Source organism: Williamsia sp. CHRR-6 (genome assembly GCF_018474015.1).
Classification (GTDB): Bacteria; Actinomycetota; Actinomycetes; order Mycobacteriales; family Mycobacteriaceae; genus Williamsia_A.
Genome location: NZ_JAHCSG010000003.1, coordinates 142,388 through 157,480, shown reverse-complemented (window position 1 = coordinate 157,480; position 15,093 = coordinate 142,388). Strand labels below are relative to the sequence as shown.

Genomic DNA, 15,093 nt, shown 5'->3' with positions numbered 1-15,093 from the left:
GACTGGTTGTCGCCGCGAGTTCACCAGAACCCCGGCGTCCCCCCGATATTCGCTCGTAAGGTGATTCGCACGTGTCGGCCTGTTGGGGGCGGACAGGGACGAGGGAGTGTCAGATGGCCGGATTCAAGGACAAGTTCGACAAGGCATTCGAGGACAAGCCGATCGACGAGCTGGCCGGTGCGCCGGTGGACGCGTTGCAGGGACTGAGCCCACGTCATGCGGAGCTGCTCAAGGAGACTTTCAACATCACGACGGTCAAGGACCTGGGCACCAACAAGTACTTTCTGTGGGCTCAGGCGGTGGCCAAGCTGGCCGAGTGACGCCCCCGCCAGCGCGAGTCGGTGGGGGAGCGCAGCGGTCAGCTCTTCTCGGCGGCGGCCTTGATCTTGACCAGCGTCTCGCGCATGCCCTCCTGGAGTTCTGCCTCGAAGGAGTCGTTGCCGCCGAGCGCTTTTGACACCAGGAACGACGACAGTGCGGTGGTCTTGCCCCCGGCGGCCTCGCGGCGTTCGGTCAGACGCACGCCGGTGGGGGTCGGGGTGATCTCGTAGCTCCACACCGTGCGGTTCTCGGTGATGCGGAACGCTATTGCCTTCTCGGGGGCAAACGTGACCACCGTGGCCGTGGTGGGCCAAGTGAGCAGTCCACGTCGGTTGACGTTGATGGTGCGAGCACCCTGTTTCACCTCGCCGCCCACCACGATCACCTTGCGGCACTGGGGGCTCCACTCGCCCATCCGCTTGAGGTCGGAGATGATCGCCCACACCTGGGCGGGGCCGGCGTTGATGTCGGTCGATGCTTCCAGCAGGGGAGTAGCCATGCGGTCAGCATGACACACGTTCGCGCTCCACCTTTTGCCGTTTGCTCCAGACATACCTGGAGCGCAAGTCAACAAGTGGAGCGCGAACGGGGTGGGTGTGGGTCAGATCAGGGTGAGCATGTCGTGATCGGCCACCGACTTGGTCAACGACCGCAGATGTTCGTCGGCGCCGCCCAGGGTCTTGGAGATGGCCGACAGGCGGCTCACCACGTGACCCACCGGGTACTCGGCGGTCAGGCCGATCCCGCCGTGCAACTGGATGGCTTCCTGACCCACCAGCCGCGACGACTGCGCGATCTGCACCTTGGCCTGCGACAGGGTGGCCGCGTCGGCGGCGCCCTCGGCCAAGCGCAACGTGGCGTACAGGCTGAGGCTGCGAGCCAACTCCACCTCCACGTACATGTCGGCGGCGCGATGGGTCAGCGTCTGGAAGGTCTTGAGCGGCACCCCGAACTGCTTGCGCTGCTTGAGGTAATCGGTGGTCTGCGCCAATGCTGTCTCCAGCGCACCCACGGCCTCGGCGCACAGCGCCACCTGGGTGACAGCTTCCACGTGGGCGATGACCTGCTCGGCGTCGGCGACCGGGATCAGCCGGGCCGGGGTGGCGTCCAGCGCCAGCTGTGCGCCGCGACGACGATCGTTGGTGCGATACGGAGTCCGGGTGAGACCGGCGGCGTCGGCGTCGACGAGGAACAGCGCCGGTGCCCCGTCGAGGCGGGCGGTGACCACGAACTTGTCTGCAGTGTTGCCCGCCAGCACCGGGTTCTTGACGCCGGTGATGGTGTGACCGTCGCCGGAAACCGTTGCGGTGGCGGCGATGGCCGCCCGCGGCCACCGGTCGCCGGGCTCGTGGTGGGCGTAGGCCAACAGCAGGTCGCCCTCGGCCACCGCACCGAGCACCTGCGCCCGCAGCGCGTCGTCGGTGCTGGCCGCGATCGCGGTGCCGGGTGCCAACACGGCGTTGAGGTAGGGCTCGGGTGCCTGGGCGCGACCGATCTCGGTCATCACCACCGACGTCTCCGCCGGGCCGGCCCCGGCGCCGCCGTCGGCCTCGGCGAACGGCAGGCCCAGCAGCCCGATCTCGGCCAGCGACTGCCACACCTGTCGGTTGAAGCCGTCGTCGGTGGCGGCCACGTCGCGCAACTTCTCCACGTCGTAGGCCTTGGTCAGTACGTCACGCGCGGTGTCGCGCAGCAGCGTCTGCTCTTCGGTCAGTTCGAAATCCATTGGGGTACTCCAATTATGAGATCACAAGCAGGTGTGAGATCGACCGAGGAACTACAGGCCGAGGATGGACGATGCGATGATGCCGCGCTGGACCTCCGACGAGCCGCCGTAGATCGACACCTTGCGGGTGTTGAGGTAGCGGGGCAGTGCGCGTTGCGCCCACTCCGGCGAGGCGATCGAGTCGCCGGCGTCGGTGGGCAGGGCGTCGGTTCCGGCGATGTCGGCGAGCAGTTCGGTGGCGGCCTGCTGCAGCTGGCTGCCGCGCAGCTTGAGCACCGACGAGACGGGGCTGGGCTTGCCTTCCTGCGACGCCGCTACCGATCGCAGCGCGGTGAGTTCCAGTGCCAGCAGGTCGTTTTCGAGTTGCACGAAGCGACGCGAGTAGTCCGGGTCGTCCAAGAGGGTGCCGTCGACCGTCGGGATGCCTGCGGCGATCTCCTTGGCGCGGGCCACCACGGTCTTGGTCCACGAGGTGCGGGCCACGCCGCTGCGCTCGTTGCCCAGTAGGTACTTGGCCATGGTCCAGCCGTTCTTCTCGTCGCCGACCATGTTCTCCACGGGCACGCGAACGTTGTCGAAGAAGACCTCGTTGACCTCGTAGCTGCCGTCGATCAGCTGGATGCCGCGGCGACTGATGCCCTCGGACTTCATGTCGATGAGCAAGAAGCCGATACCGGCCTGCTTCTTGACGTCGGGGTCGGTGCGCACAAGGGCGAAGATCCAGTCGGCGAACTGGGCCAACGTGGTCCAGGTCTTCTGGCCGTTGACGATGTAGTGGTCGCCGTCGCGCACCGCGCGGGTCTTCAGCGACGCGAGGTCGGAGCCGGCCTCGGGCTCGGAGAATCCCTGGCACCACCAGATGTCCAGCGCGGCGGTGGCCGGCAGGAAGCGTTCTTTCAGTTCCTGAGAACCGAACTCGGCGATCACCGGGCCCACCATCGAGGAGTTGAAGGCCAGCGGGTCGGGCACGTTGTTCAATGCCAGCTGGTCGGTGAAGATCTGGCGTTGCACGGGGGTCCAGTCCTTGCCGCCCCACTCCACCGGCCAGTTGGTGACGGCCAAACCCTCCTCATGCAGGATCTTGTGGGCGGTGATCTGGTCGTCGGGGTAGTTCATCGCCCCCGCGGCGTATCGCTCGCGAAGATCCTTGGGAATCTTCGTCGTCAGGATTTTCCGGATGTCGTCACGGAAAGCGGCTTCGTCGACGCTCAGTGATATGTGCATAACCCATCTATACCCTCGGTGTGATCGGGCCCGCAGCCAGCCCTGCGTAGAAGGCGTCGTCTGCGGCTGCGAGTGGATCAACTCGATGCAGACGAATCCTCTGTCGGATGGTGAGGACTGCCGCGAGTGCGACCAGGGCGATGACGAAGATGCCATAGCCGAGCGTGGTCTCGCGGAGTCCCACGTGGATGGTCAGGTAACCCGCCACCACGGCGGGCACGCTGAATGCGATGTAGCTGACGGCGTAGACGGCCGCGAACACGCGGCCACGTTCGGCGGGATCGGCGGTCTCGGCCAGCCCCGACATCACCAGGTGCATGCTGACCCCGAAACCGGCCCCGGCCACCACCGATCCGGCCAGATACAAAGCGGTCGAGGAGGTCTCGGTGCCGAGCAGGCTGAGACACACCCCCACACCCAGCGCGCTGAAGCCGATCAGTCGACGCAGTCCGGCGGCGGTGTCCGACGATCGGGTGCACAGCGACGAAATGGTGGCGCAGATCGCGGCGGCACCGAAGAAGGCGCCGATCACCGCACCTGCGGTGGCGTGGTTGGTGACGCCGAGAAGCCGTGCCACCACCGAGGAACCGAGCGACAGATACAGTCCGGCCAGCGACCAGGTGGCGGCCAGGATCGGCAGCCCCACCCAGAAGACCGTCCGGACCGAGGCTGGTACCGCGGCCCGTGGCGCGACCGTCTGCCAGAAGTGCCGTCGTGACGAGAACCCCTGTGACGGTGCGGATTCTTCGAGCACGCAGACCAGTGCGAGCAGTGCGGCCAGGGTGATGATCAGCAGCACGAAGATCAGTTGACGCGGGTGCGGCGCGTATTGCACCAGGGCGCCGGACACCACGCCCCCCAGGGCCAGACCCAGCGGCGGGCTGGCGGTGCTCACCAGTCCGCCCAGACGTGGGGTGGGTGCCAGGTCGACCATGTAGGCGCTGATGGTGCCGGTGAGTGCGCCCGTGGCGATCCCCTGCAGGAACCGGGCCGCCAGCAGTGAGGTGACACCGTCGGCGGTGAGAAACAGGGCCATGCTGGCGATCAGCAACACGATGGACACTGCGAGCACGGGACGGCGACCAACTTGGTCGGAGATCGATCCGACGGTGAGCAGCGTGCCCACCAACGCCAGCACATAGACGGCGAAGATGGCGGTGAGGGTGAGCGCGGAGAATCCGAATACCCGCTGGTAGACCGGGTATAGCGGAGACGGCGCGGCCGAGGCGAGCAGCGCGACGGTCGACGTGCCAGCCACCGACCAGAAGGCGGTCGTGCGGGTCAGCCGGATGCGGTTCACACGTCCTCCTGGTCAGAAAGCAAACCCCTTTGCTTTAAGAAAGGTTAGCAAACGCCAGCATCTAAAAGCCATAGCGTTTGCAATAATCGTCGGCATGACTGCTGAGCGACGTCGCGCAGCCCGCCCCGGTGGGCGCAGCGCCCGGGTGCAATCCGATGTCCACGCGGCAGTGGGCGCACTGGTCAGTGAGGGTCACCGCTATTCGATGACCATCCCGCAGGTGGCCGAGCGTGCCGGCGTGAACCCGACCAGCATCTACCGCCGCTGGGGCACCATCGACGTGCTGCTGGGTGAGGTGGCGGTCGCTGCTCTCACCGGTGGGGCCGCGCTGCCCGACACCGGCGGCCTGCGCGGTGATCTCCAGCAGTGGGCGCGGGCCATCGCCGCCGACATCACCCGCCCCGAACGCACCACCTACCTACGCGCGGTGGTGGGTGCCCGCGACGGGGCCCCCGACCGCAACATCTGTTTCGACGAGCGGGCCGAGCAGGTGCAGTCGATGCTCTCGCGGGCCGCCGAGCGCGGTGAGTCGGGGCCGACGGTGGACCAGGTACTCGATCACGCGATGGCGCCGCTGTATCACCGGGTGTTGTTCGGGTTGCCGGTGAACGACGAGGTGGTGCGACGTCTGGTGTCCGACGTGATGGCGCTGGCCCCGGTGCGCGCGTGAACACCCAGCCTGCGGTGGAGGTGTTGACCGCGCGTGAGGTGCCGTTGGGTGGGCCGCGCGCCATGCTGGTGCGGCGCACCCTGCCGCAGCGACACCGGTCGCTGATCGGCGCCTGGTGTTTCATCGATCACTATGGGCCGCAGGATGTCTCGGTCTCGGCGGGGATGGATGTGGCCCCGCACCCGCATACCGGGCTGGCCACCGTGAGTTGGTTGTTCGCCGGGGAGATCGAACACCGCGACAGCGATGGCGTGCACGCGATGGTGCGTCCGGGGGAGCTGAACCTGATGACGGCGGGCGCAGGCATCTGCCACTCTGAGGTGTCCACGGGCACGACCACCATCCTGCATGGGGCGCAGCTGTGGCTGGCGCTGCCCGATGCGGTGCGCAACGGCCCGCGCCGGTTCGATCATCATGTCCCACAACCGGTGTCGGTGCGCGGGGCATCGCTGCGGGTGTTCCTGGGTGAGTTGGCCGGGTCGGTGTCGCCGGTACCCACCGTCACCCCGCTGCTGGGGGCCGAGGTCGTCATCGACCCGCAGGCCACGGTCAGCCTGCCGGTGGACCCGGGCTTCGAACACGGCGTGCTGGTCGACAAGGGTGCGGCGACGATCGGCGAAACGATGCTCAGCGCAGGCGATCTGGCGTATCAGGGTGTTGGGGCCACAGCGGTGTCGATCGCCAACACGGGGAGTACGCCGTTGCGGTGCCTGTTGCTCGGTGGCACCCCGTTCGCTGAACCGATCATCATGTGGTGGAACTTCATCGGCCGCACCCACGAGGAGATCGTCGAGTATCGAGCTCAGTGGCAGGACCGCACCGAGCGGTTCGGGACGGTCAACGGATATGTGGGTGAACGTGCTTGGATTCCCGCACCCACCCTGCCCGGTACCCGTCTGCGACCCCGCCACCACCCCTGACCCACCCGTCGACCGTGCCGAAATATGGCGTCGAGCGTGCCGAAATATGGCGTCGAGCGTGCCGAAACGAGGCGTCGATCGTGCCGACATGAGGCGTCGAGCGTGCCGTGAGTGTCAGGCGGATCGACGAGTCGTGATGGCCCGAAACGCCCACCGCCAGATCTGTTCCATCGGACCGCGGTCGAAAAAGCGCAGCCACACCGCGCAGAAGGCGATGAGGATCACGCAGATACCCGCCCACAGCGACACGGTGGTGACCAAACGGTTGGCGTAGAAGAACATCTGCGAGCGTAGGAAAGTCTGTTCTGCGATCAGGGCCAGGATGTTCTGCAGCAGATAGCAACTCAGGGCCATCCGGCCCACCAGCGCCAAGGCCCGGCCCACACGGCCCACGCGACGAGTGCGCAGATGGACCTCGGCGATAGTCGCGAGCAGGGCCAACGCCACCCCGGCGGCGAACCCGTATCGGCCAAACGGGCTCCACCCCTCGCCCAGCACGATGGCCACCACGAAATCGGCGGGCAGACAGACGCCGAACCCCACGGCCATCGACCAATAACGCAGCACCCGGCCGCGAGGTTCGAAGATCCCGCGCCGATAAAGCAGCCCACCCAGCAGGAACAGCGCCGCGACGAAGAAGGGCAGCGTCTGGAACTCTGTGGTGATGTCGAAGCCCCAGTGGAAATCGCGGAGATTGAGTCGCACCGTGTCGAGCCATGACGGTGGACCCACCGGGCCGGAATCGACCGGGGCGTAGCCGATCTCGGGCGCCGGTGCCTCGCGAACGGCCGGAGTGGTGGCCACATGCCACAGATACCAGCCGTGGACCCCGGCGAACACGCTGAGCCACAACCACTGCAGCCGATCGCTGAACAACACCAGAAACGCCACCACGAACGCGACCACGGCATACACCCGCAGCACATCGAAGGTGATGACGAAGTAGTAGTTGATCAGTCCGTCGAGGAACAGGATCACGCACCGCACCAGATACGTTCCGGGCCAGGCGCGTTCGGCCTGTCGCGCCGCCTGCTGCTGGATGGTGATCCCGACCCCGAAGAGGATAGTCAACAGTGCCAGGAACTTGCCGTTGGGCAGCCAGGTGACGAGACTCTCGACATCCCAGCGGCTGGTGGGAAATGTGGATCCCACCGAGATGGTGAAGAACCATATGTTGGAGGCCAGCGTGCCCAGGATGGCCAGGCCGCGCAACACGTCCAGCGTCGGCAGCCGAGTGGATGGCGCTGTGGTGGCGGCGGTGGCGGGATCGGTGCGAGTCACCCGTTCACTGTGACGGCGACCGCTGTGGGACAGAACCGGTGAAAGGTGGAACCGATGCGCCGAAGGGATGAGATCCAGGTCGGGACCGGTACCCAGATCAGTAGGCGGCCCACTCCGACTGCTGGTACTGCAGGATACGCGGATTCATCAGCGTCGACACCGGCATCGATCGGTAGCCGCGGTCGAGGGGAAAGGTTGCGGCCGAGGCCAACTCGGTGGCGCTGAGGAACCGCAAGCCGGGCGGCGCAGCCAGTCGCAACGCGGGGGAGGAGTCGGTGGCGGCGAGGAAGAAGCCCCAATCGCCAAAGCTTGGAACATCCACGTGATACGGCATGGTGCGCAGGCCGGCGGCCTGCAGCGTTGCATCGATGCACCAGTACGACTTTGGTGCGAAATACGGCGATCCGGACTGCACCACCATCCGCGCGCCGGGCGCGAGATGGGCCCGAACCAACGTGTAGAACTCTGCGGAATACAGCTTGGCGGTGGCCGTTTCGTCCGGATCGGGCATGTCGACGATGATCGCGTCGAACTGCTCACCGTTGTTGCGCAGCCAGGCGAACGCATCTGCGGCGATCACCCGCGCCCGCCGATCGTTCATCGAGTTCTTGTTCAGCGCCCGCAGCCGATGGTCGGTGCGCGCCAGTTGCACCATCGTCGGATCCAGCTCCACCAACGTGGCCGAGTCGACATCGTTGTAGCGCAACACCTCTCGCATCGCCAGGCCGTCGCCACCGCCGAGGATGAGTACCCGTCGGTGCGGGCCGGCGAGCACCGGATGCACCAGCGCCTCGTGGTAGCGGTACTCGTCGATGGACGAGAACTGCAGGTCTCCGTTGAGGTAGAGCCGCGTGTCGGGACCCAGGCCCGGCAGGGTGCGCTGGGTGATGACGATGTCCTGATACGGCGTTTGGCGGGAGTAGACGATCGGGTCGCGGTAGAGCGCTTGGCGCGCAGTCGTCTCGAAGGTGGTGGAGTAGGCAAACGCCCCCAGGAGCAGGCTGATCACGACGATGGCGCCCAACCCGAACCCGACCTGCTCGCGGCGGCGCAACTCGTGACCGAACAGCACGAACACCAGGAACACCCCGGCCACAGCGTTGACGATCCCGACCGCGATGGCCCCCCGGATCTGACCGAGCAACGGCAACAGCAGGAATGGGAACGCCAGCCCACCCAGCAGCGCACCGATGTAGTCGGCGGCGAACATGTCGGCCACCGCAGAACCAGGTGACTGGGCCCGAATGCGCTGCAGCAGAACCATCAACAGCGGGATCTCGGCGCCGATCAGTACGCCCAGCACGAACGCCACCACCACCAGGCCCGGCGTGTAGAGCTCGAGGTAGGCGAACGCGCCGTAGAGCAGCAGCACCGACAGCCCACCGATCGCTGCCAGCAGCAGCTCGATGAGCGCGAACGCCATGGTGGCGTGGCGCTGCAGGGGTTTGGCGGCCAGCGACCCGATGCCCATGGCGAACACCATCACCGCCAACACGATGGATGCCTGGGTGGCTGTGTTGCCGATCAGGTATGAACCCAGGGTGACCAGCGCCAGCTCGTACACCAAACCGCATGCGGCGCAGATGAACACCACCGCCAGCAGTGCGGTGCGCGCCCAGCGCGGTCGGGTGGCCGCCGCCGCCGGCTCTGATGGCGGTGAGTCGACCGGGGTGGAAACGTCGGTCACAGGATGGCGGCGGCGATCACGAACCCGAAGCCCAGGTGCATCGCCGAGGTGACCCACACGGCCGGGTGTCCCTCGTCGGCCATCAACGTCGCGCCCAGATCACCGGGGGTGAGCAGGTCGACGATGTAGAAGGACAGCGCCATCAACACGATCCCGATCAGCGAGTACACCAGGGTGTAGATCAGCCCGGTGGCCAGGTTCCCTTCGCTGGCTCGGATGGACGCCACGATGATCACCGCGACGGTGAGAAGGCTGGAGGCGACCAAGGTGGATGCGTTGCGGCTGCGGTCCTCCCACACCTGCTTGCGCAGATTGCCGGGCGTCACGGCGTCTACGGCGGCGAAACCGATGATCATCAATACCAGCCCCAGCGCGCCGTAGGCGGCTGCGTCGCGGGCGTTCTCGGCGAGGTTGTCCAGGTCGACCATGATGTGCTCCTGTCGAAGTCGAGTGAAAAAGGTTGAGGCAGAGCTATTTACCGGTACCGCTGCCGCCGCCGCGGAAATCTGAACCGGTGGATGAGAAGTTGGGCCGCGACACCCAGAACCCGCCCACATACGAGTTGTAGTGGCGGTAGCCACTGTCGTAATCGCGGCTGATGGTCACCTGGCTGCCGCTGCCCCGGGGGAAGACGGCCACGATGTAGCGGTTGTACTGCAGGAAGTCGCCAGTCTGCCCCGCCGATGAGGCGCGGCGCGAATCGATGGGCCGCTCGGCTTTTCGTACCGCCTTGAGTACCGAGCTGGTGGACTTGCCGGTGGTGTAGGCGGTGATGCCGGGAGCATCCAGCGACGACGCGCGGCTGTAGTTCTTGGAGATGTAGGCGCGCGCGTCGCTACCCGACGACGAGCGGGAACACGAGAAGGCAAGCGCGACAACGGCCACCAGGGTGATGGCGATGATGATCAGGTTTCGGATCTTCTTCAGCCGCCGTGCACGGTCGTCATCCGATCCGTCGGTCCCGTCGAACCCGCCGCCGGGTGGCGGGCCAGGCGGTGGTGGGGGGAGTGGCGGGGGTGGGAACGGGGGTGGGTTGTTCGGTGGTGGTGGGAACGGGGGTGGGTTGTTCGGCGGGGGTGGGAACGGGGGTGGATTGTTCGGCGGTGGTGGGAACGGGGGTGGCGTGGTCATCGGTTGCCTCCCGTGAAGTCTGGCGCGATGGTGAATTGGCTTCGGGTGACCACGATCTGGTGGTGTTGGGGGTAGGTGTGCCAGCTGTCCCAGGCGATCCCGGCGTCGGTGGCCTCGGCGATCACGGCGGTTACCGCATCGGGTCTGCCCGGGTAGTGACCCACGATCCCGTGGGGTGCGTCGGAGGCGTCGGAGAGGATCCGCGCGACCGCCTCGGCGAAACCGCGCCCGTCGTGGGTGTCCACCCGGGAGATGAAACTGTGCTGCGAATGATCCTGCCGGGCAGGGAGATAGGGCTCGCGGCCCGGCAGGCAGGCCAGGGTTTCGGTCAGCACGTGCGCGGTGTCGGCGGTGCTGACACGCACCTGGTGGCTGGCGCCGAGCAACGCCAGGGTCACCGTCATCCCACCGAGCTGTGCTGTGAGCTGGGAGAGTGCGGGCAGTTGCCCGGTGTCCAGGCTCAGCGCAAGGCGGCGGGGGTCGGTGTCGACGAACGGGATGTCGAGGTGGGCCAGCATCAGACGCTGCCCTCGGGTGTGCTGCCGGCCGGGAAGATGCGGTACTCGGCTCGGCTCAGGACCTGCCCGCGAGCGCATTCCCAGCCAGATCCGTAGTCTTCGAACGAGAGTCGGTCGTTGCCGGCCTCATAGTCCTGATACGCCATCACACCGGTGGTCAAACCGGTGGTTCCCATCGAGGTGAACCGGGCGTTACCGGATTCGTCGAAGCGGTATGAGCGGCCCTCCAGTTCGATGGTGGGGGCGCCTGGGGTGATGGTCACTCCTTGCAGTTCCGACCACAGGACCACCTCCAAATCGGGGTCCTCTTCCACCGAGATCCAACCCTTGACGCCCACTCCGGTGTCGAGGAAGTTCTCGGTCCAGCGAAAGCCGCTTTGTTCCAACATCAACGTGCCACGCACGAAGTAGCTCTGACCTCGGATCTCCACGAGGTCGCCGGGCTTGAGGGTGCGCGGGTTGCCGCGCACTGCGTCGTCGTCGGCGGTGGAGAACGGGTCGCGCGGCGCGTAGGCGCGATCGCGCAGCGCTGCCTCCTTGTCCTCCTTTTTGTTGCCCAGCACCCGGAACAGCAGGAAGACCAGGGCGATGAGCAGTACCGCGACGATGATGATCAGCAAGGCGTTCACGAGCGCAGACGGTACTCGGACGGACCGGCCCGCGTGCAGGCAGTCGTACAGATTGCCGGTGCCAACCCCACGACCTTGCACTCACCCCAGGCGAGTGCTAAAAATGCTGTTGGCACTCTCGAACCGGGAGTGCCAGGTCGGGACGGTGAGATCGGGTCCTAACTGACACCCCGGTCGTCCGTCGCGGGCACCGAGTCCGGCCATGAACTTCAGTGTCACCCCCTATCGGAGGATCACTTCGCAATGGCCAAGCAAATCGCGTTCGACGAAGAGGCCCGTCGCGGCCTCGAGCGGGGCCTCAACAGCCTCGCGGATGCTGTCAAGGTGACGTTGGGACCCAAGGGTCGCAACGTCGTGCTCGAGAAGAAGTGGGGCGCTCCCACGATCACCAACGATGGCGTGTCCATCGCCAAGGAGATCGAGCTGGAGGACCCGTACGAGAAGATCGGCGCCGAGCTGGTCAAGGAAGTCGCCAAGAAGACCGACGACGTCGCCGGCGACGGCACCACCACCGCCACCGTGCTCGCCCAGGCGCTCGTGCGTGAGGGCCTGCGCAACGTCGCGGCCGGCGCCAACCCGCTGGGCCTCAAGCGCGGCATCGAGAAGGCCGTCGAGGCCGTCACCGAGTCGCTGCTCAAGAGCGCCAAAGAGGTCGAGACCAAAGAGCAGATCGCCCAGACCGCAGGCATCTCCGCCGGCGACCCGTCCATCGGTGAGCTGATCGCCGAGGCCATGGACAAGGTCGGCAAGGAAGGCGTCATCACGGTCGAGGAGTCCAACACCTTCGGCCTTCAGCTGGAGCTGACCGAGGGTATGCGCTTCGACAAGGGCTACATCTCGGGCTACTTCGTCACCGACGCCGATCGTCAGGAAGCGGTCCTCGAGGACCCCTACATCCTGCTGGTCTCGGGCAAGGTCTCCACCGTCAAGGACCTGCTGCCGCTGCTGGAGAAGGTCATCCAGGCCGGTAAGCCGCTGCTGATCATCGCCGAGGACGTCGAAGGTGAAGCCCTGTCGACCCTGGTGGTCAACAAGATCCGTGGCACCTTCAAGTCGGTTGCCGTCAAGGCTCCCGGCTTCGGTGACCGCCGTAAGGCCATGCTGGCCGACATCGCCATTCTCACCGGTGGCGAGGTCATCAGCGAAGAGGTCGGTCTGTCGCTGGAGAGCGCCGACGTCGCGCTGCTCGGCACCGCCCGCAAGGTGGTCGTGACCAAGGACGAGACCACCATCGTCGAGGGTGCCGGTGACTCCGACGCCATCGCCGGTCGTGTGGCCCAGATCCGCGGCGAGATCGAGAACAGCGATTCCGACTACGACCGCGAGAAGCTGCAGGAGCGCCTGGCCAAGCTGGCCGGTGGCGTGGCCGTCATCAAGGCGGGCGCGGCCACCGAGGTGGAGCTCAAGGAGCGCAAGCACCGCATCGAGGATGCTGTGCGCAACGCCAAGGCTGCGGTCGAAGAGGGCATCGTCGCCGGTGGTGGCGTGGCCCTGCTGCAGTCCGAGGCGGCCATCGATGCGCTCACCCTCGAGGGTGACGAGGCCACCGGTGCCAACATCGTGCGCGTCGCGCTGGAGGCCCCGGCCAAGCAGATCGCGTTCAACGCGGGCCTCGAGCCCGGCGTGGTCGCCGACAAGGTCCGCAACTCGCCCATCGGAACCGGCCTCAACGCCGCCACCGGTGTGTACGAGGACCTGCTGGCCGCCGGCATCAACGACCCGGTGAAGGTGACCCGCTCGGCGCTGCAGAACGCAGCCTCGATCGCGGCTCTGTTCCTCACCACCGAGGCCGTCGTCGCCGACAAGCCGGAGAAGAACCCGGCCCCGGCCATGCCCGGTGGCGACGAGATGGGCGGGATGGGATTCTGATCCCCCCAGTCTGACTCGACAGACAGTCTGACTCATCAGACACAACCGAAAGCCGGTCACCGTTCGCGGTGGCCGGCTTTCGGCGTCAGTTGGGCCGTCGCGAACGCTGTCGCCCGGGATGGGGTCGATGGCCGGCCGCGACGCCGCTGGCCATGCGTAGCCAAAGGGGCAGGACCCCGGGTGTGCGCACCGCCCCCTGCCGCGCCAGCCCACGGCGCGCCGAGTGCCAGGACAGTCTGGAAGGCGGCGGGGCCTGCGCACCACGCGGCGAGGAATGGGCTGATGTCTGCGTTCCACGCCACGTTTATTGCCGAATTGTCGCGAACGACCGAATTGATCGGGTGGGAATACCTACGCCGGTGGAGCGCGGCGGGAACAAATTCCGTGAGTTGGGTGAACAAAAAGTTCGAAGTGTTCGCGTAATTCTCCTGCGGTGCTAACTTGAGCGCACCGGCCCGGCAAAACCCCTCCCCATCGTTCGTTCCGAGAAAGTACGGCGCATGACAACAGAGAGAAACTATTCGCACCATGCGAATATCGCTATATCCCCCAATTCGGGCAAATCCCGGCGGAATCGCTTTCGTCGCGCCAGTGTGCCCATTGCCCTGACCGGGGCCGCGCTGGCGGTGGCAACACTCGCCGGACCCGGAACCGCCAGTGCACTCAGTAATCGCGACCTCATCGAGCTGTGCAACGAGAAGACCGATTCGTGCACATTTCACCGGGACGGCGCTCCCCGCGTCTTTCTCGGCGCTGAGCACCAGGTCGGCGGAACGTTGTTCAACTGCGGCCCCGGCACGTCTACCAAGACCATCACCTGGACCGACACCGTAGGCGAGAGCAACAGCGTGGGCCTGTCGGTGATCCTGACGACCGAGGGCGGTATTCCCGGCGGCTGGTTGGCGGTGTTCAAGACCGAAACCGAGATCACCTACGGGCACCGCTGGGGTTCGTCGTCGACCGTCACCCGCGCCAACAGTGTGGTGATCGGCGCTGGTGAAAAGGGCTGGATCACCCGACGCCCGGCCATGCAGACCGTCAGCGGCACCTACGAGATGTACTTCGGGTCCCGCGTGGACGGCTCATTCGTGCACTACGTGCCCTTCTCGATGACTGGTCCTGCCGACGACCAGTCCGAGGTGACCACGGCGCGCACGGCCAAGATGACTGCAGCCGAGCTGTCCGGGTGCCGGCGATGAGGGCGCGCAAGGTTCTCGCCGCCGTGATCGGCGCGGCCAGCGCCGTCGGTATCAGCATCGTGGCACCCACCGGGGTTGCCCACGCTGCGGGGCCGACCAACACCGAGCTGCTGGACGCGTGCGATTGGGCCGACTACTGCGTCTTCCACCCCGACGGTGCGCCACGGCTGAGCGTGCAGCCGAGCACGTCTGTCGCAACCTCCAACAACTGCACGGGACGTAATCAGACGAATTCGATCGGGTGGAGCCACACCACCTTCTCCTCGAACTCACTCGGCTACTCGTTCAAGTTCAGCTCGGGTGCGGTTAAGGAGTTCATGATCGGCTACAAGGTCACGTATCAGCACGAGTGGAATCAGCAGTCGACTGTCAGCGACACCACGGCCATCAGCGTACCGGCGTATTCCGTTGGAAACATCTACTTCGGCAAGCAGATGGAAACCATCAGAGGAACGTACGAGATTCATTTCGAGAAGCCGTTTTACGGACACTACATTCACTACCTCACCATGGAGGTGACCTCGCCCCGAGCCAATGGGCAGGACGTGATCTACACACAGAGCCGAGCCATGGGCGGCGACCGCGCGCGCCTGTGTGGTTGAGACCAGAGGAGACACA

Annotated in this window: 16 protein-coding genes; 6 read left to right on the top strand and 10 right to left on the bottom strand. The window is 66.1% G+C overall.

Translation table 11 applies throughout. The features are described from left to right. The first annotated feature begins 113 nt into the window (after positions 1 to 113). Positions 114 to 320, top strand: a complete 207-nt coding sequence (locus tag KIK15_RS09560) for a hypothetical protein (RefSeq protein WP_214243993.1) — start codon at positions 114 to 116, stop codon at positions 318 to 320. Between the two features lie 38 nt (positions 321 to 358). On the opposite strand, the gene KIK15_RS09555 is transcribed toward KIK15_RS09560, so the two are convergent. The 4 genes from KIK15_RS09555 to KIK15_RS09540 form a co-directional block, all read right to left on the bottom strand. Beyond that, complete coding sequence (locus tag KIK15_RS09555) at positions 359 to 820, bottom strand: SRPBCC family protein (RefSeq protein WP_214243992.1); 462 nt, start codon at positions 818 to 820, stop codon at positions 359 to 361. A gap of 102 nt (positions 821 to 922) precedes the next feature. Then, on the bottom strand, positions 923 to 2,047 hold the full coding sequence (locus tag KIK15_RS09550) for an acyl-CoA dehydrogenase family protein (protein ID WP_214243991.1): 1,125 nt from the start codon (positions 2,045 to 2,047) through the stop codon (positions 923 to 925). 51 nt (positions 2,048 to 2,098) lie between these two features. Beyond that, the gene (locus KIK15_RS09545; protein ID WP_214243990.1) at positions 2,099 to 3,271 is read right to left on the bottom strand and encodes an acyl-CoA dehydrogenase family protein; all 1,173 of its coding nucleotides are present in this window, start codon (positions 3,269 to 3,271) and stop codon (positions 2,099 to 2,101) included. 7 nt (positions 3,272 to 3,278) lie between these two features. After that, on the bottom strand, positions 3,279 to 4,571 hold the full coding sequence (locus KIK15_RS09540; protein WP_214243988.1) for an MFS transporter: 1,293 nt from the start codon (positions 4,569 to 4,571) through the stop codon (positions 3,279 to 3,281). A gap of 94 nt (positions 4,572 to 4,665) precedes the next feature. On the opposite strand from KIK15_RS09540, the gene KIK15_RS09535 reads away from it, so the two are divergent. Beyond that, positions 4,666 to 5,241 carry a TetR/AcrR family transcriptional regulator gene (locus KIK15_RS09535; RefSeq protein ID WP_214243987.1) on the top strand — a complete coding sequence of 192 codons (576 nt, stop codon included), beginning with the start codon at positions 4,666 to 4,668 and terminating at the stop codon, positions 5,239 to 5,241. Continuing rightward, on the top strand, positions 5,238 to 6,161 hold the full coding sequence (locus tag KIK15_RS09530) for a pirin family protein (RefSeq protein WP_307851810.1): 924 nt from the start codon (positions 5,238 to 5,240) through the stop codon (positions 6,159 to 6,161). The genes KIK15_RS09535 and KIK15_RS09530 overlap by 4 nt, the downstream gene beginning before the upstream one ends. Positions 6,162 to 6,275: 114 nt before the next feature. Here KIK15_RS09530 and KIK15_RS18740 read toward each other — a convergent pair whose 3' ends face one another. The 6 genes from KIK15_RS18740 to KIK15_RS09500 all read right to left on the bottom strand — a co-directional run bounded on the left by KIK15_RS18740 (position 6,276) and on the right by KIK15_RS09500 (position 11,407). Next, positions 6,276 to 7,442 (bottom strand): DUF418 domain-containing protein, encoded by a 1,167-nt coding sequence (locus KIK15_RS18740; RefSeq protein WP_214243986.1) that lies wholly within the window; start codon positions 7,440 to 7,442, stop codon positions 6,276 to 6,278. Positions 7,443 to 7,539: 97 nt separating this feature from the next. Continuing rightward, entirely contained in the window at positions 7,540 to 9,129 is a 1,590-nt protein-coding gene (locus KIK15_RS09520; RefSeq protein ID WP_214243985.1) for a polyamine aminopropyltransferase, read from the bottom strand. Further along, complete coding sequence (locus KIK15_RS09515; RefSeq protein ID WP_214243984.1) at positions 9,126 to 9,557, bottom strand: DUF350 domain-containing protein; 432 nt, start codon at positions 9,555 to 9,557, stop codon at positions 9,126 to 9,128. The genes KIK15_RS09520 and KIK15_RS09515 overlap by 4 nt, the downstream gene beginning before the upstream one ends. 43 nt (positions 9,558 to 9,600) lie before the next feature. Next, entirely contained in the window at positions 9,601 to 10,260 is a 660-nt protein-coding gene (locus tag KIK15_RS09510) for a DUF4247 domain-containing protein (protein ID WP_214243983.1), read from the bottom strand. Continuing rightward, positions 10,257 to 10,778: a DUF2617 family protein gene (locus KIK15_RS09505; RefSeq protein WP_214243982.1), complete on the bottom strand. Its 522-nt coding sequence runs from the start codon at positions 10,776 to 10,778 to the stop codon at positions 10,257 to 10,259. The genes KIK15_RS09510 and KIK15_RS09505 overlap by 4 nt, the downstream gene beginning before the upstream one ends. Further along, positions 10,778 to 11,407 (bottom strand): DUF4178 domain-containing protein, encoded by a 630-nt coding sequence (locus KIK15_RS09500; protein WP_214243981.1) that lies wholly within the window; start codon positions 11,405 to 11,407, stop codon positions 10,778 to 10,780. Before KIK15_RS09500 ends, KIK15_RS09505 begins: the two co-directional genes overlap by 1 nt. Before the next feature lie 243 nt (positions 11,408 to 11,650). On the opposite strand from KIK15_RS09500, the gene groL reads away from it, so the two are divergent. From groL to KIK15_RS09485, 3 genes are all read left to right on the top strand, one after another. Further along, entirely contained in the window at positions 11,651 to 13,276 is a 1,626-nt protein-coding gene (groL, locus tag KIK15_RS09495) for a chaperonin GroEL (RefSeq protein WP_214243980.1), read from the top strand. 593 nt (positions 13,277 to 13,869) lie between these two features. Then, positions 13,870 to 14,475 (top strand): hypothetical protein, encoded by a 606-nt coding sequence (locus KIK15_RS09490; RefSeq protein WP_214243979.1) that lies wholly within the window; start codon positions 13,870 to 13,872, stop codon positions 14,473 to 14,475. A gap of 23 nt (positions 14,476 to 14,498) precedes the next feature. Then, positions 14,499 to 15,077 (top strand): hypothetical protein, encoded by a 579-nt coding sequence (locus KIK15_RS09485; RefSeq protein WP_214243978.1) that lies wholly within the window; start codon positions 14,499 to 14,501, stop codon positions 15,075 to 15,077. The last annotated feature ends 16 nt before the right edge of the window (positions 15,078 to 15,093 follow it).

Coding starts and splice junctions, on each gene's coding strand:
- KIK15_RS09535 (WP_214243987.1), top strand. CDS start 4,666: ATGACTGCTGAGCGACGTCGCGCAGCCCGCCCCGGTGGGCGCAGCGCC.
- KIK15_RS09550 (WP_214243991.1), bottom strand. CDS start 2,047: ATGGATTTCGAACTGACCGAAGAGCAGACGCTGCTGCGCGACACCGCG.
- KIK15_RS09555 (WP_214243992.1), bottom strand. CDS start 820: ATGGCTACTCCCCTGCTGGAAGCATCGACCGACATCAACGCCGGCCCC.
- KIK15_RS09515 (WP_214243984.1), bottom strand. CDS start 9,557: ATGGTCGACCTGGACAACCTCGCCGAGAACGCCCGCGACGCAGCCGCC.
- KIK15_RS09505 (WP_214243982.1), bottom strand. CDS start 10,778: ATGCTGGCCCACCTCGACATCCCGTTCGTCGACACCGACCCCCGCCGC.
- KIK15_RS09545 (WP_214243990.1), bottom strand. CDS start 3,271: ATGCACATATCACTGAGCGTCGACGAAGCCGCTTTCCGTGACGACATC.
- KIK15_RS09560 (WP_214243993.1), top strand. CDS start 114: ATGGCCGGATTCAAGGACAAGTTCGACAAGGCATTCGAGGACAAGCCG.
- KIK15_RS09510 (WP_214243983.1), bottom strand. CDS start 10,260: ATGACCACGCCACCCCCGTTCCCACCACCGCCGAACAATCCACCCCCG.
- groL (WP_214243980.1), top strand. CDS start 11,651: ATGGCCAAGCAAATCGCGTTCGACGAAGAGGCCCGTCGCGGCCTCGAG.